A 16,193-nucleotide genomic window follows, 5' to 3' on the forward strand; every position below is an offset into this window, starting at 1 on the left:
CTATTCCTTATGCAGTTTCTTTAAAAAGTTCACGACCTATCAGCATTCTTCTTATTTCAGAAGTGCCGGCTCCGATTTCATAGAGTTTTGCGTCACGTAACAATCGCCCTGTGGGGTATTCATTAATGTACCCATTACCACCCAGAGTTTGAATTGCCTGTAGCGCCATTTGTGTTGCTTTTTCAGCAGTATACAGAATAACACCCGCTGCATCTTTACGACTTACCATCCCGCTATCGCAGGCTTTTGCTACAGCATACAAATACGCTCTGGACGCACTAAGATCAGTGTACATATCGGCTAATTTACCTTGAATAAATTGAAATTCACCAATTGCCTGATCAAATTGTTTGCGTTCATGCACGTAAGGAAGAACTACATCCATACAGGCTTGCATAATACCCACCGGTCCTGCAGCAAGTATTGTTCGTTCGTAATCAAGGCCACTCATTAATACTCTGACGCCCTGGTTTATTTCCCCAAGTACATTTTCAGCAGGCACTTCACAATGCTCGAAAACCAGTTCACAGGTATTCGAACCTCTCATTCCCAACTTGTCTAACTTTTGAGCTGTTTTAAAGCCAGCCATTCCTTTTTCGATAATAAACGCGGTAATGCCCTTACTTGCAGCCTGTTTGTCGGTTTTGGCATACACCACCAGAACGTCCGCATCCGGCCCATTGGTAATCCACATTTTGGTACCGTCCAGGATGTATTTATCACCGGATGAGCGTGCCTGAAGTTGCATGCTGACTACATCAGATCCTGAGTTGGATTCACTCATGGCCAGGGCGCCAATGTATTCACCGCTTATAAGCTTAGGCAAATACTTCTCTTTTTGCGACTTATTTCCGTTTAAATAGATTTGATTCACACAGAGATTGGAGTGAGCACCGTAGCTTAATCCTACAGAAGCGGAGGCTCTGGAAATTTCTTCCATGGCGATGGCGTGAGCAAGGTACCCCATATTGGCTCCGCCGTATTCCTCACTGACCGTGATACCTAATAAGCCTAAATCACCTAACTTTCTCCATAAATGATTTGGAAAGGTATTCGTTTCATCAATTTGAGCAGCAAGGGGAGCGATTTCTGAGCGAGCAAACTGATGGACAGAGTCTCTTAACATGTCATAGGTTTCACCCAATTGATACTTTAGTCCGTTGTGCATGGATTCTATCCTGTTGATTTTACAAATACACAAGACTATACCCAATCGATTCGGCAATGTCTATTCACTGACAGTTTCTAACACAGTGTATTTTAAAAAGACTCTTTACCAAGGTTAAAAAATAACCTAATCTTAAGCCGGAACGAAACTTAATTGATTGCTGTAAGTTTTACCTGAATTCATGGTAGGTTAATCTGCAATGAAATTGAGCACGGAATTCAGGTTTATATAGGAGAGCTGCTCATGCGTAATCTGGTTTTATGGGGTCACGGTGTTGATGAATATCAAGAAATGTTTGATCTGTCAGACAGTGAAATTAATTCTAAAATTTTAGAATATGGATGTGGACCCAGTTCAGTGAATTCTCAGCTAGCGCAGAGGAGTATTGAGGTAGTCAGTTGTGATCCTTTGTTTGTTCTTGACAAGGATACCTTGTATTCAAAGTCGGTGATGATTTTTTCTCAAATGGCTGAAGAAATTAAAGCGGAACAGGAACATTTTGATTTCACTCGCAGCGGTGGTTTTGAACAGTTGCTTGCAGCAAGAAAACAGGGGTTTGAACAGTTTTTTGCTGATTACCGACAGGGTAAGACTGAAGGTCGGTACCTTGGTGTTACAGATATACAGCTCCCTTTCGCAGATTTTTCATTTGATTTTGCTTTATGTTCTCATTATTTATTTGCTGATCTGGATAATCAAACGGTTGATTTTCATTTGAATGTGATCCGTGAACTGGCTCGAGTGGCAAAGGAAGTCAGGATATTTCCACTGATAGACAAAGAAGGCAAAACTTCCTCATTTCTGGGGCCTGTGTTACTTGGTCTTCAACAAGACAATTTTGGAATTGAAGTGCGAGAAGTTGCTTTTCATTTACAAAAATCTGGAAATGCCATGTTACGAGTATGGGCTCAGCAATGTATCGTATAAATGAAATAGGGTATCGAATCAAACAAAGACCCTTTTCCGGAGTAGTTTTATGTATTCAATGATACGACCCTTGCTTTTTAAGTTGGACCCTGAAACGGCGCACCATTTAGCTTTATCTGCCCTGGATCATCTGCCTGGATGGTGTTTCAATAAAATTGAAGGCAAGCCTGTCAATGCAATGGGGCTTCAGTTTCCACATCAAGTCGGATTGGCTGCTGGTCTGGATAAAAATGGAACTCATTTGGATGGCTTGGCTAAACTTGGATTTTCATTTATTGAAGTAGGAACGGTCACTCCACGGCCTCAACCCGGTAATCCTAAACCACGATTATTTCGCTTGCCTGAGGCTCAGGCAATCATTAACCGAATGGGTTTTAATAACCTGGGTGTAGATGCTTTAGTTACTCATGTTAAAAAAGCACAGTATAAGGGAATTTTAGGGATCAATATTGGCAAGAACAAGGACACTTCATTGGCTGATGCGGCCAATGATTATTGCTATTGTTTGCAAAAAGTTTATGGGCATGCATCTTATGTAACCATTAATATTTCTTCACCAAATACCCCTGATTTACGTGAGTTGCAGAAGGGTGATTATCTGACTCAATTGTTATCTCAGTTGCAGAATGAGCAATTGAAACTTGAAGAGCAGCATCAACGGCATGTACCTTTGGTTGTTAAGGTATCGCCGGATGAAGACGACGAAACGTTAAAACTGATGACTGAAGTGATATTGAGTCATGGGATTGAAGGAATTATCGCTACAAATACTACCTGTAGTCGCGATGGTGTTAAGAACTTGCCTTATGGAGATGAACAGGGTGGGTTGAGTGGAAGGCCCGTAGAAGAATTATCGACTCGATGTTTGGCGTTATTAAAAAAATATGCGGGTGACGCGATTACATTAATAGGTGCAGGCGGCATTAATAGTGCTGACAGTGCTCAAAAGAAAATTGCAGCAGGCGCCACTTTAGTACAGATTTATTCAGGATTAATTTATCAAGGACCTGGTTTGGTCAATCGAATCATCTCAGGATTGAGTGATGCATGATGATCATCACTAAAGAATTAACCGCACGCATGGAACGGTGCATTAAACAAACTCATATAGAAGTTACCAGACAATACGCATCAGGAGCAATATTAGATGTTAACGGAGGTGCTGCGTGCTTTTCAGGGTTTGATTCGTTTTTATCTCAGGTTGTTGGTTGGGGGTTTCGTACCAAATCCAGACATTTTAAGACGGAAATTGAAATTATAGAGCATTTTTATAAAGGACTGGGGCATTCACGCGTTGATATTGAGCTATGCCCCTATGTAGGTAATGATTTAATCGGATTTTTGAGCGAACGAGGCTATCGCGTAAACGAAATAAATAATGTTTCAGCATTGGATTTGTCCTCTTTCAAAAGTGAAGGATATTGGGACAGCCCCTACGAAATGAGAGTGGTTAGGTCTGATGAGGTCCATCATTGGGCTCGTCGAGTCGCTATGGGTTTTGGCTATCCGGAGGCTCAAGAGCAGTTTACTCATTATGTCAATGCTAAAGGAGTTACTGCTTTTGGGGTCTATGATGAAGGTGAGATTATTGCCGGAGCTACAGTAGCCATGCATGAGGATGTCTGTGATTTGGGTGTTACCAGTACGTTACCCGCATATCGAGGTAAAGGTTTGCAAAAAAAACTGTTGATGATTCGATTAAATTTTGCCAGGCAGCATGGATTGGTAATGGCCACTGTAACCACGGAGCCAGGAACGATTTCTGATTTGAACGTTCAAAAATCGGGGTTTCGATGTGCCTATACTCGTATTAAATTGACCCGAGATGAATTGGCTTAATGTCCTGGTGGTCGTGGAATTGGTACACAATAGCTGGACCTACTGATTATTTCCCCCTGTCTTCAATGTCATCCTCTTTTCTTATTTTGTCCATCCATTTGAGATGTTCTGTTCAAATTAAACTATAATAGTATTTAATTAGAGTCGTTTGATTTAAATTCCTTCTTTTGGATCGGATATGGAAATACAATCATTTCAATATATTATTGGGCAAGGATGGAGTTTAGATGCATTTCCTGATTTGGACTCAGAGCAGACTTTGGTGCTGGTGTTTGCTTCCCCTGAATTTATGCATCTCAGGGCCCCGATTCTTGAACTTGCAAAAGCTTACCCCAATTCGAAGTTAATAGGGTGCTCAAGTGCTGGTGAGATTTTTGCTTCCAGGCTGCTTGATCAAAGCTTGTCCGTTGCTGTTGTGCGATTTGATAATACGTTGATAAAAATTGCCAAGGCGAAAGTAGAGCATGTTAAAGAGTCTCATAGCACGGGCATTTCAATCGCACAACAGTTAAAAGCCCCCGATTTGAAGAGTATCTTTGTTTTGTCTGACGGGTTGAGCGTTAATGGCTCTGAATTGGTTAAGGGGCTAAATACAGTTGCAGAAGATACAAATCTGGTTATTACAGGTGGTTTAGCTGGTGATGGTAGTCGTTTTAAACAAACCTGGACTGTGCTTGGTGATGAAATCCTGACTCGCTATGTCGTTGCAGTTGGTTTTTATGGTTCTAATATTCATATTGGCCATGCGTCAAAAGGTGGATGGGACAAGTTTGGCCCCGTCAGACGTGTGACTCGTTCAGAATCCAATGTTTTGTACGAACTGGATTATCAACCCGCCTTACATCTATATAAAGAATACTTAGGCGAAAAAGCTTCTGAATTACCTTCCTCAGGGCTGCTTTATCCTTTAGCAATCAGAGAACTGAGCGGTACTGAAAGCATACAATTAGTACGCACAATTTTAGCTGTTGATGAGCAGGAACAATCCCTGATCTTTGCTGGAGATATTCCTACCGGTTGTCATGCTCAATTAATGCGGGCCAATTTTGATCGGCTTATTGAGAGCGCAAATGAAGCAGGTCAACTAGCCAATCATCGAATGTTGAATGATCATTTGGACACTCTTGGTCCCTTATTGGCCATTGATATTAGTTGTGTCGGTAGGCGATTGCTTCTGGGGGAGCGAACTGAGGAAGAGATTGAATCCGCTTTGATTTCCTTGCCTAAAGGGTCAACCCAGATTGGCTTTTATTCATATGGTGAATTATCACCATTTACTGTGGGTAAATGTGAGCTTCACAATCAAACCATGACCATTACTACCTTTTATGAAAGTTAGCGGCTATTTGTTAACCGCTATTTTGTGTGAGCTTTCTGCAGGATGCAGCTTTATGGGAAATGGAACAAATGAATAATGGACAGAGGTACAGGGGCACTTCCATTAAGTGAAGGTATATTTGTAGGTTGGGCCTTGAGCCAACACGGGTTCTAAATCAAGCCTGGCCTCAATGTTAGGCCAAGGCCCTACCTAAATTTTAAAGTGAATTGTTCTTAACTTAATGGCAGTAAGGTACAGAAGCTGGCTGTTTTATACTGACTTTAACATGAAGAGTTAATATGGATATTCATAAATTACTACTAAGACAACTCGAAAAAGTAAGTCTTTCTGTTGATAAGAAACCAGAAACGGAAGAACAATGGCTCACCTTTCTTACACGGATTAATAATTCTTATAACGAGACTGACCAGGAACGCTATATGCACGAGCGTTCAATAGAAATTTCATCGCGCGAAATGATGAACTTGAACAAGAAACTTGAAAATGCGCAAAACATAGCAAAACTGGGTTACTGGACCTATGACGGTATAACGGATCATGTGATTTGGTCAAAAGAGTTGTTTTTCTTGTTTCATCTCAATCCCCTTGATAAGGCACCCACGTATAAAGAATTTATTGATCTGGTGCATAAAAAAGATCGATACGAATTGGTTAACAAAATTGAAACAGCGCTAAATGAGCGAGTGGACTATGAGTGTGACGTCAGGGTACGAAATCCAGATGGGGAATATCGCTGGTATAAGATTGCGGGTCGTTGTCAGGAAGGTGAAAAACAACTCGAAGGCATTGTTATGGACATTCATGACGATAAGATTGCCAAGGAACAAATTCAAGAGTTGAATCAGCAGATTTCATCTACTGCACGAAGAGCCGGAATGGCCGAGGTAGCTGCCATTATTCTGCACAACATTGGGAATATATTAAACAGCTCGAATGTCTCTATTACCTTGGTGAAAAACCGATTGTGCCAACAATACAAGCACAAATTATTAAAAGTGCTTGAAATGATATTGCAACACGAAAATGATCTGGTTGCCTATCTGTCGTATGACGAAAAAGGGAAGTTAATTCCCATTTATATTGTGTCACTTTCCAAATTGATCATAGAGGATTATAAAAAAAATCTATCAGAAGTAAACAATCTGATGAATGATCTGAAACACATTTCTCAGATAGTGGACATGCAAAAATCTGTTAGTGGTACATCGAGTTTAAGCGAGAAAGTGTATTTACCAGAAGTTATTGATATGGCATTGAATATGTCCATGACCAGTCCAATAACTGAATCAATCGAAATTGTAAAAGAATTCGAGGAATGCCCGTTGGTGGATACAGATAAATCCAAATTATTACAAATATTGGTGAATATAATTCAAAATGCACGCGATGCAGTTCTGCATAGTCAATTAACTCATTATAAAGAAATTGTTCTTGGAATAAAAAAAACAGATGATGTTGTTAATATATCAGTTCAAGATAATGGAATAGGCATAAATCCCGATAACATCAATCGAATTTTTTCTTTTGGCTTTACTACCAAGGTCAATGGGCATGGTTTTGGATTACATGGTGCGGCATTATCCGCGAAAGAAATGGGTGGCTCGCTTCAGGTTAAAAGCTCAGGAGAAGGGCGGGGAGCTCAGTTTATTTTATCATTGCCTTTAATCATGAGCTGTCGCGGGAATACAGGAGGATATCATGAGTGAAGTAGAGCTTCATATTATGATTATTGATGATAATCCAGCCATTCATCAGGATTTTATTAAAGTCTTGACGTCTACAACCCTAGTTGACCAGGTTAGTGATTTGGATAAACAATTATTTGATGATGACGAATCTTCTTCCGATGATAACCAACTGTTTCATTCATTGCCGAAATTTATATTTGAAACGGCTTACCAGGGAAAAGAGGGTGTAGAAAAAATTAAAAATTCACTCAAGGAGGGACTTCATTACTCTTTAGCCTTTGTCGACATCCAAATGCCTCCAGGATGGGATGGAATTGAAACAATCAAGCACATGTGGGATGTCGATCCGGATATTCAGGTAGTTATCTGTACCGCCTATTCAGATTATACCTGGGAAGAAACAGTTAAAGAGTTGGGAATAGGTGATAATTTTTTAATTTTAAAAAAACCTTTTGATTTGGTATCCGTAAGGCAGCTTGCTTGTGCTCTGACCAGAAAATGGGCGCTTGCACAAGCTGCCAAGCGAACTACTGAACTGTTACAAAACACCATTGCAGAACGGACTGAATCATTACAACAATCCTTGTCTTTGCTGCGCTCTACCATCGAATCGTCTGCAGATGGGATTCTTGTTGTCGATTTGCATCGAAAAATCATTGATTTTAATACCAAATTTCAGAAAATATGGAATATTCCACAATCCATTCTGGACAGTAAAAACGGTGAGTTAGTCAGTGACTATATGCTCAATCAAGTCCAGAAAGCCAAGAATTATCTTGCCCAAATAAACCATCTGGAACACGCTATTGAGGAAGTCAGTAGAACTACCGTTCATTTAAAAGATGGCACTATCATGGAGTGTTATTCTCAACCTCACTATTTGAATAATAAAATAATTGGGCGTGTATGGAGTTTTCGCGATATTACCGAGCGAGCGAATCTGGAACGGAAACTGGAATATCAAGCCTCTCACGACATGCTCACTGGATTACCAAACCGCACCTTACTCAGCGATCGAATTCAAAATTTAATCGACTATTCGCAACGTAATTCAAAACGCTTTGCGATTTTGTTTTTTGATTTGGATCGATTCAAATTAATCAATGATAGTTTGTCCCATGAGGCTGGTGATAACTTATTAAAATTAGTCGCTGCGCGATGGGAACATCTTTTGCGTAAGGAAGATAGCATCGCACGCATTGGCGGTGATGAATTTGTCATGATTGTTCGTGATTTTTCAAATGATGACAGCGTCATTACAGTTGTTGATAAAATTATTCAATCACTCCATGAACCATTCAGACTTGGAAAGCGAGATGTGACGATTTCAACCTCAATAGGAATTAGTGTTTATCCCAAAGATGGCACTACGGTTAAAGCATTAATAAAGTGTGCAGATTTGGCAATGTATCTGGCTAAAGAGCGGGGTGGAAATCAATTTCAATTTTACAATGAACAGTTAAATGATCATGCGGATAAAACCCTTAAATTGGAGAATGAATTACGCCAGGCGTTATCAAATAATGAATTTAGAATATTTTATCAGCCACAATTTGATATGGAAAATCGCTGTCTGTTGTCTGCAGAAGCATTAATTCGGTGGCAACATCCGCAAAAAGGCTTGCTGCTTCCTATGGATTTTATTCCGACAGCCGAAGTTTCTGGATTGATCATACCAATAGGTGAGTGGGTAATCGATCAAGTCTGTCAGCAAATAAAAAAATGGCATGATAAAGGTCTTCCCTGGACCCGAATAGCTGTCAATGTTGCAACCCAACAACTCAAACAAGTTAATTTTGACACGGTGATTAAAGAAATACTAAGGAAACATCAGATTGATCCACGGTATCTGGAATTAGAGATAACGGAAAACGTGGTCATTACGAATGTGGATATAATCCGCATGATTCAGCAATTAAAAGAGATTGGTGTCAAAATTGTGCTTGATGATTTTGGAACAGGAAATTCCAGTTTAAATTACTTGAAACACTTAAATATTGATCGATTGAAAATCGATCAGTCCTATATCCAAAATATTACCGCTTCCCGAAGCGATGAAGTGATTATCGAAGCAATCATTGCCATGGCTCGTAGTTTTAATTTTAAAGTGCTTGCTGAAGGGGTGGAAACCTTTACTCAAATGGACTATTTGAAAAAGAAAAATTGTGATGAAGTTCAGGGATACTTATTTAGTGAGCCAATTACAGCAAGGGAGCTAGAAAAATATCTAAAATAATAAGGTCCTGATAACGGGATTATTCATTGGATAGTATATCTGAGAAAAAGCCGGTCAAGTAGTGTCTTTCTCTTGTGCACAAGGCGGGGAGACTCAACTCTTGATATGATTTTAATGGCCGCATTTTAATGGGATCGTGCAACCTTGCAGGAGATTCCTCGCTACGCTCGGAATGACGTCATATTTTTAATGGGACAGCCGTGGTGAGTTCTAAGAATGTTGGCACTAAACCATAATAAGGAGTACAATTTAGTCTTTTTGCCAACCTTTGACTGACTAATCAATGAAAAATAATGCTCCAGTTAAAACCCGCCTTTTATATAGACGTCTATTATCGTACGTGAAACCTTTCTGGCCGGTGCTGCTCCTGGGGATTTTTGCCAATATTTTTTATTCGGGTATTGATGCTACGTTTACCTACATGACCAAACCTTTTCTTGATAAAGGATTCATCAATATCGATATGAGTTTTGTTAAAAAAATCCCGCTTATTGTTTTAATTGGTATTACTTTGAGGGGAGTGGTCAGTTCATTGGGCAGCTATTGCATGACCTGGGTAGCTCGCTCAGTTGTTAAGGTACTGAGACAAAAAGTATTTGCTCATATTGTGCATCTTCCTGCTGATTTTTATGATGAGGCCACTTCGGGGCAAATGCTTTCTAAAATCCTTTATGACGTAGAGCAGGTCGCGCAAGTCAGTGCAGATGCCTTAACGGATTTTGTTCAAAATACCTGTTTGGTCATTGGACTCCTTACCGTCATGATGGTTATTTGCTGGCAATTATCACTGATGTTTTTATTAACAATCCCCTTTGTCGGAATCATTGTAAATTATACCAACAAACGAGTTAGACGAATCAGTCATCGAGTTCAACAAACTATGGGAGAAGTTACGGAAATTGCGAGTGAGGCGATTGAAGGATATCGAGTTGTCCGTATTTTTGGGGGTGACGAGTACGAAGCAGGAAAGTTTAATACTGCAACGGAACATTCCCGAATAAATGACATGAAAGTTGCTGTAAGCAAGGCGGTTAACGTATCGGGAGTGCAATGTGTTATTGCAATAGGAATAGCTATGATAATCATGGCGGCCATTCAATTATCAACTGTAATTACCGTCAGCGCGGGTTCTTTTTTAGCAATTATTGCTGCTATGCTGCAATTGATTAAACCTATGAAAACGTTAACCACACTCAATGCTACCATTCAAAGAGGTTTGGCTGGGGCTGAAAGTGTATTTAACCTGCTTGATTTACCTGTCGAGTCAACACAGGGTATTGACTTGACTCATAAAGCCTCTGGGGAAATTCAGTTTAAACAGGTATCTTATGCCTACAGGGAGGGACATAGGGTATTGCATGATGTGAGTTTTACAATAGAGGCGGGTAGTTGTGTCGCTCTTGTTGGGCATTCGGGTAGTGGTAAAACTACGATTGCCAGTTTATTGCCACGTTTTTATGAAGTATCCGAAGGCGAAATCACTCTTGATGGCATTCCAATTAATCAACTCAGTTTAAAAAGTCTGAGAGAACAAATGGCTTTGGTCAGTCAACACGTCACTCTTTTTAATGACAGTTTGGCGAATAATATAGCTTACGGCCGCAGGGATGTAAGTCGTCAGCAGATTATTAATGCCGCAAAATTAGCTTATGCCGATGAATTTATTTCAAAATTACCCCAAGGATACGATACGCGAGTTGGTGAAAATGGCGTTTTATTGTCTGGTGGTCAACGGCAAAGAATAGCCATAGCTCGGGCCATTTTAAAAGATGCGCCTATTTTGATTCTTGATGAGGCTACCTCTGCTTTGGATAGTGAATCAGAACGATACATTCAAGCTGCTTTGGAACGAGTCATGCAAAATCGAACCACCTTGGTTATTGCGCATCGATTATCGACCATTAAGCATGCTAACAAGATTGTGGTTATGCAGCAGGGACATCTGGTCGAACAGGGTGCTCATCAAGAGTTGCTGCAATTAAATGGGCATTATGCCAAGTTGTATAAAGTGCAACAATTAGGGATGGTTCAAGAGGAAGTGTTTAGCTGATGACTCTTTTTATCGAGAAGTTATGGTATGGAAATCATCCTCTCAGATGGACTTTGTTACCCTTATCCTGGTGTTATCGTCTTATAACGGCGACCCGACGTAAATATCTGGAATCCTTTTGCCAGCGAACTGTTTCGGTTCCTATTATTGTTGTGGGTAATTTATCGGTAGGTGGTGTAGGAAAAACCCCATTGGTTATCGCTTTGGCCCAGAGAATGCGCCAAAAGGGACTACGTGTTGGAATAGTCAGTCGTGGATATGGTGCCAAACCCCAATACGTCCCTTATGAAATACAGATGGATGATTCTGCAGAACAGGTCGGTGATGAACCTTTAATGATAGCACGCAAGACAGATTGTCCTGTCGTTATTGCGCCCAATCGCATGGACGCCGTTCACTATCTGCTGGATAGACATAAGGTACAAATGATTATTAGCGATGATGGACTGCAGCATTATCGGATGGGGCGCGCCATAGAAATAGCCGTAATTGATGGCGTTCGTGGTTTGGGAAATGGATTATTACTGCCAGCAGGACCACTGAGAGAATCAGCGGCACGATTACAGGAAGTGGATTTTATTATTGTGAATGAAGGCATTCGGGAACATGCCTATACCATGCGCTTAATCCCTGGAAAAATAATTAAGTTATCTACAGGGGAGGAGATGGAGTATGATGCTTTTAAAAAGGCAGATGTAGCTGCTGTTGCTGCGATTGGAAATCCACAACGTTTTTATTCCACTTTAACCCATTTAGGGATAGAATTTAAACCTTATTCTTATCCGGATCATTATCAATTTGAGCCCAATGATTTTAATCATCCTGAATCTCTTATTATTATGACGGAAAAGGATGCCGTGAAATGTTGCTCCTTTCATTCCGACAAGATGTATTATTTACCAGTTGAAGCAACATTGAATGAGGCCTTTTGGGACGCATTATGGACGCACAAATTATTAAAAGGTTATTGCTAATATGATATCAGTACGTATTTGGATTCTTGTATTTTCATTGATTACCGTGCTCAGCAGTACAGTATGTGCAGCGGATGTAGATTCAGAAGAAGCAAGCGAGATACTGCAACCTGTTGAACCGTTGGTTGGTAGCTGGACTTTTTCAGGAATGGTGACCAATGAAAGCGGAGATCGCTATGGTTATTTTTTTCAGATTCAAAGACAAGGCACTGATTTTCATACAAAAACAGCATTAATTGACGGCCAAACGAATAAACTGGTTCTTTTTTATGAAGGTAATGAGCAAATTGAACATTCAACTCAGTTGAACTGGCAAGTTGGTCGTTCTTTTATTCGCTATAATCCCATTAATGACAGTTGGATCTTTGGTGTGAAGGCAGAAGAGGGTAAAGGCTTTAATTTTAAAGTAGACATGTTAAAGCAGGCTAGTGAAACCAAGGAAACTCTAGTTTTAAGGCCGGGTGTGGAGTTACAAGCGTTACAAACCAGTCAATTAAACGGTCATATACAAACTGGAACTGAAAATAAAGAGCAGTTTGTTACGGGAAATAATGCCTGGTTTGGTAAATTGTGGTTTAGTAAGGAGCAAACCTCATCTCATGACATCAGTACCACATTTTGTAGATTAAGTGATGATAACGGATTTTATTCAGCCAATCTCAAAGAAGCGGATGCTACTGGTGCCGCTGTTGCTGGATGGCGTGATCCAGCTGGCAACAAGGTAAAGATGTCACAATTCCTTTCGATTAAATCGATTGATCCAAATCAGTGTTTGCTGAGTTTAGGGCTTCCTAAAATCAGTTTAAGAGTTTTGAATACATTAAATACTGAAGAACATAGCGCAGTGAAGTCTCCATTATCAGTAGCTGGTTTTTCTAAAGATAATCCTAAAGGATTTTGTTTTATCACAGAACAATCGTTTACACAGGTCAAGGATGCCGCTATTACTGCAATCTCAGCTACGGCATAGGTTTTTCTGGAAGGAAGTGAGCCAGCAGGCTTGCCAGGACTAATGAAGCTGGAATGATCAATAATGCCTGTTGGTAATCGCCGAGGGTATAGACTCCAGGCTGGTTAGAGAACACATCTAGTAAGTAGCCAATAAATGGTTGTAAAAGCGGGGCTGAGAGCATGGCCAGAGTATTAGTAAATCCAGTACAGGTCGACAGGGATTCTGTGGGAGCTAACTCGTTTGCAATGGAATAGGCAAGCATGTACGCCCCGCAACATAGACCTATTGAAAACAGCAGTGCGCCTATTAACAACAGATTGTGCGTTGGCAGGTACAGCGCTAGCAGCACCAGTACTGCGGTAGATAAGCAGGATGCATGGATTAGCGGTTTGCGTTTAATAAAATAAATGGAAAGCTGACCAAATACAGGACAACTTAACCCTGCTCCCAGAAGTATCATTGAAGTGAGTATGCTGGCAGTCTTAATGCTGCAGTTCAGCTTTAGCTCGAGGAAGGGTACAGCCCATAATGCCCCGAAGACGGTTATTACCGAGAACTCCAGGCAGACAAAGATGCCATTAATCCAGGCCAGCTTATTTTTTAAAATAAGAATTAACTGGGTTTTATAATCATGCTTTATTTGAGCTTCCGGTTTATGGCTGGGGATGAATTTGTAACTCAATGCAGTAATGACAAGGCCTAAAACACCTGCTCCTGTAATAAAGTATCGCCATCCCAGACCGCTTATTAAAGTGCCCATTCCTATCATGCCAAAGACCGTTATAGTAAACCCAAGTGTTTCAGATAAGCCGATCATAAAGGCATATTGCCTTAGTGGATAATGTTGGCGTAGCAAATGAGAAAGGCCAACAAAGGCAAAGGATGACCCCGCTCCAATAATCAATCGTCCTAAAAATAAATAGGGTAGGGACTGTCCAGAAGCAAAAATAAAACAGCCAAGTGCACATAATGCCGCATTAAAGGTTAGCAGAGTTCTCGTATTGTATCGGTCAAATAGCAATCCAACAGGGATTTGAAAAGAGGTATAGACGTAATAAAATGAACTGCTCAATAGACCTGCTGTAAGTGCTGAAATATTGTATTCGTACATAATCGCACCGACAATTATTCCAGACGATAACTGTAGAAAGAATTGAAACAGTAAAAAAAATACCCCTACCAGCCAGATGATGGTTCTAGGTGCTTGATGTTGAGTTGAATGAGTCAAATTAGCCAATTTTATTAAAAAAAACAGCGACTATATAGGATATGCCGGTGAGTGTAAATTTTTTTTATGTGTGTTTCGTGGGGCAGAAGGGTTCTACTATCGATTCAGAGTTCAAAACTACAAGGTACAAAGACTGTTTAATTCAGAAAGCAACCATTGATAGATAGCAATGAATAATTTTACTATAATCATAGGCAGCGTTTATCGTTAAGGTGTTCTATGAATATCAGGGATTTGCATTATTTTGTTGTTTTAGCAGAGGTAAAGCATTTTGGTGATGCAGCTAAAAAATGCTTCGTTAGTCAACCTACTTTAAGCATGCAAATCAAAAAACTGGAAGAATCGCTTGGTGTTACATTATTTGAGCGAACCAACAAACAAGTCTTGTTAACGGATCAGGGCGATGCATTGTTGTCCAGAGTAAAAAAGATACTCATGTTGATTGATGAGATGAAGGACGTCGCTCGACATTTGCATGATCCCTTTGCCGGTAATTTACGCATGGGAGTGATACCCACTGTTGCGCCTTATCTCTTGCCTCGGGTTATGCCTGCAATTAAGGCTCAGTTTCCTGAATTAAAAATCTGGTTGATAGAAGATCAGACTCAGCGTTTAGTTGATCAATTAGAACATGGCAAAATTGATGTGGCCATTATGGCCTATCCCGTTGAAGGAAATTTCACCAGTTACACTTTATTTGAAGAAGAGTTCTATTTCGTTTGTGATGAGTCTAATGATTTGGCTAAATCCAGTTCGATTTCTATTGCACAATTAGTTAATCAGCCCATGATGTTACTTGAAGAGGGGCATTGTTTGCGGGAGCAAGCTATGGCTGTTTGTAAAATGGCCAAGAATCAGGGTATTGCCGATTTTAGGGCTACAAGTCTTGAGACTCTGCGATTAATGGTGCAATCAGGAATGGGCGTGACTTTACTTCCTGCTTTGTCATTAATAGCCGATCCATCCCAGAGATTAAAGTATATTCCTTTTGAAGCTCCTGCACCTGCTAGAACTTTGGCATTATTCTGGAGAAGCGGAACTCCTAAACTCAAATGCCTTGAAGCAATTGGAGAAAAGATTTCCCGTTTGATCGCGCCACAATTGAGCCTGATTTAAGCGATTTTATGAATTTTGATCAGCATTCCAACGCGGGGATGATCAAGATAATACACTTCACTTCCCTTTAATCTTTGTTTTTGTGCGATGGTCAGGGATGATTGTGGATTATTGGACGGCGAGAAATGTATGTCTGTATCTAATAAATAATAATTGCTTTGTTTTACTCTTATGGTTCCTTGTACTATCCAGCCGTTATGGTTTAATTCAGGTAAAGCAACAGAGCTTTGATTTTTTGCTGGCTGCCTCCAGGAATAGTGGCCTAATACCTTATAGCGAGATTTATGGCTGAGCAGATAATATTCATTCTTTAATCCGGATTGAGAAGGTGAAAGCAAACTGTAGGAGCTAATGGTTTTACCCGTATTTTTTTTTAGAGGGATCGCATCGTGACTCACTGGAATTATCGGTGAGCTTGAATCCAATTCGCTGTGTGTTGAGCCATTTTCAGGGTGTGTAAAGAGGATAAGATCGATCTGATAGCTTGATTGAGCTAGTGTGAAACTGGAATATAAGATATTGATTGTTATTATTAAAAATCTGAGCATTGTCGTGCCATTTGATGTTTTTGACTATTATACCTGTCTGAAGAAAATAATACATCGTTGTATCAGGAGATTCCTTTGAATATGAAAAAAAAATCTGTCATGCCCGCGCAGGCATGACAGATTTCCTT

General features: G+C 40.2%; 13 protein-coding genes. 10 read left to right on the forward strand and 3 right to left on the reverse strand.

Going from position 1 to position 16,193, the window contains the following annotated elements:
• Window positions 1-7: 7 nt before the first annotated feature.
• Window positions 8-1,168: an isovaleryl-CoA dehydrogenase gene (locus ELY21_RS06260; protein ID WP_127107902.1), complete on the reverse strand. Its 1,161-nt coding sequence runs from the start codon at window positions 1,166-1,168 to the stop codon at window positions 8-10.
• 243 nt (window positions 1,169-1,411) lie between these two features.
• Here ELY21_RS06260 and ELY21_RS06265 point away from each other — a divergent pair, with 243 nt between their 5' ends.
• The 9 genes from ELY21_RS06265 (at window position 1,412) to ELY21_RS06305 (ending at window position 13,191) form a co-directional block, all read left to right on the forward strand.
• Entirely contained in the window at window positions 1,412-2,095 is a 684-nt protein-coding gene (locus ELY21_RS06265; RefSeq protein WP_127107904.1) for a hypothetical protein, read from the forward strand.
• 49 nt (window positions 2,096-2,144) lie between these two features.
• A complete protein-coding gene (locus tag ELY21_RS06270) occupies window positions 2,145-3,146 on the forward strand; it encodes a quinone-dependent dihydroorotate dehydrogenase (protein ID WP_127107906.1) in 1,002 nt (333 codons plus the stop codon).
• The gene (locus ELY21_RS06275) at window positions 3,146-3,934 is read left to right on the forward strand and encodes a GNAT family N-acetyltransferase (protein ID WP_199741661.1); all 789 of its coding nucleotides are present in this window, start codon (window positions 3,146-3,148) and stop codon (window positions 3,932-3,934) included. Before ELY21_RS06270 ends, ELY21_RS06275 begins: the two co-directional genes overlap by 1 nt.
• A gap of 178 nt (window positions 3,935-4,112) precedes the next feature.
• Window positions 4,113-5,273, forward strand: a complete 1,161-nt coding sequence (locus ELY21_RS06280) for an FIST signal transduction protein (RefSeq protein ID WP_127107910.1) — start codon at window positions 4,113-4,115, stop codon at window positions 5,271-5,273.
• A 278-nt stretch (window positions 5,274-5,551) separates the two neighbouring features.
• On the forward strand, window positions 5,552-6,979 hold the full coding sequence (locus ELY21_RS06285) for a sensor histidine kinase (RefSeq protein ID WP_127107912.1): 1,428 nt from the start codon (window positions 5,552-5,554) through the stop codon (window positions 6,977-6,979).
• Complete coding sequence (locus tag ELY21_RS06290; protein ID WP_127107914.1) at window positions 6,972-9,197, forward strand: EAL domain-containing protein; 2,226 nt, start codon at window positions 6,972-6,974, stop codon at window positions 9,195-9,197. The genes ELY21_RS06285 and ELY21_RS06290 overlap by 8 nt, the downstream gene beginning before the upstream one ends.
• A 283-nt stretch (window positions 9,198-9,480) precedes the next feature.
• Entirely contained in the window at window positions 9,481-11,247 is a 1,767-nt protein-coding gene (gene msbA / locus ELY21_RS06295) for a lipid A export permease/ATP-binding protein MsbA (RefSeq protein ID WP_127107916.1), read from the forward strand.
• On the forward strand, window positions 11,247-12,221 hold the full coding sequence (gene lpxK, locus ELY21_RS06300; RefSeq protein WP_127107918.1) for a tetraacyldisaccharide 4'-kinase: 975 nt from the start codon (window positions 11,247-11,249) through the stop codon (window positions 12,219-12,221). Before msbA ends, lpxK begins: the two co-directional genes overlap by 1 nt.
• Window position 12,222: 1 nt before the next feature.
• On the forward strand, window positions 12,223-13,191 hold the full coding sequence (locus ELY21_RS06305) for a hypothetical protein (RefSeq protein WP_127107920.1): 969 nt from the start codon (window positions 12,223-12,225) through the stop codon (window positions 13,189-13,191).
• Here the strand turns inward: ELY21_RS06305 and ELY21_RS06310 are convergent.
• Window positions 13,181-14,284 (reverse strand): MFS transporter, encoded by a 1,104-nt coding sequence (locus ELY21_RS06310; protein ID WP_370272527.1) that lies wholly within the window; start codon window positions 14,282-14,284, stop codon window positions 13,181-13,183. The two genes, ELY21_RS06305 and ELY21_RS06310, sit on opposite strands and share 11 nt — an antisense overlap.
• A gap of 336 nt (window positions 14,285-14,620) precedes the next feature.
• On the opposite strand from ELY21_RS06310, the gene ELY21_RS06315 reads away from it, so the two are divergent.
• Entirely contained in the window at window positions 14,621-15,517 is an 897-nt protein-coding gene (locus tag ELY21_RS06315; protein WP_127107922.1) for a LysR substrate-binding domain-containing protein, read from the forward strand.
• Here ELY21_RS06315 and ELY21_RS06320 read toward each other — a convergent pair.
• Window positions 15,514-16,065 carry a CsiV family protein gene (locus ELY21_RS06320; protein ID WP_127107924.1) on the reverse strand — a complete coding sequence of 184 codons (552 nt, stop codon included), beginning with the start codon at window positions 16,063-16,065 and terminating at the stop codon, window positions 15,514-15,516. The genes ELY21_RS06315 and ELY21_RS06320 overlap by 4 nt on opposite strands.
• Between the last annotated feature and the right edge of the window lie 128 nt (window positions 16,066-16,193).

This window comes from Legionella sp. km535 (assembly GCF_003990085.1).
In the GTDB taxonomy this organism is placed as follows: Bacteria; Pseudomonadota; Gammaproteobacteria; order Legionellales; family Legionellaceae; genus Legionella; species Legionella moravica.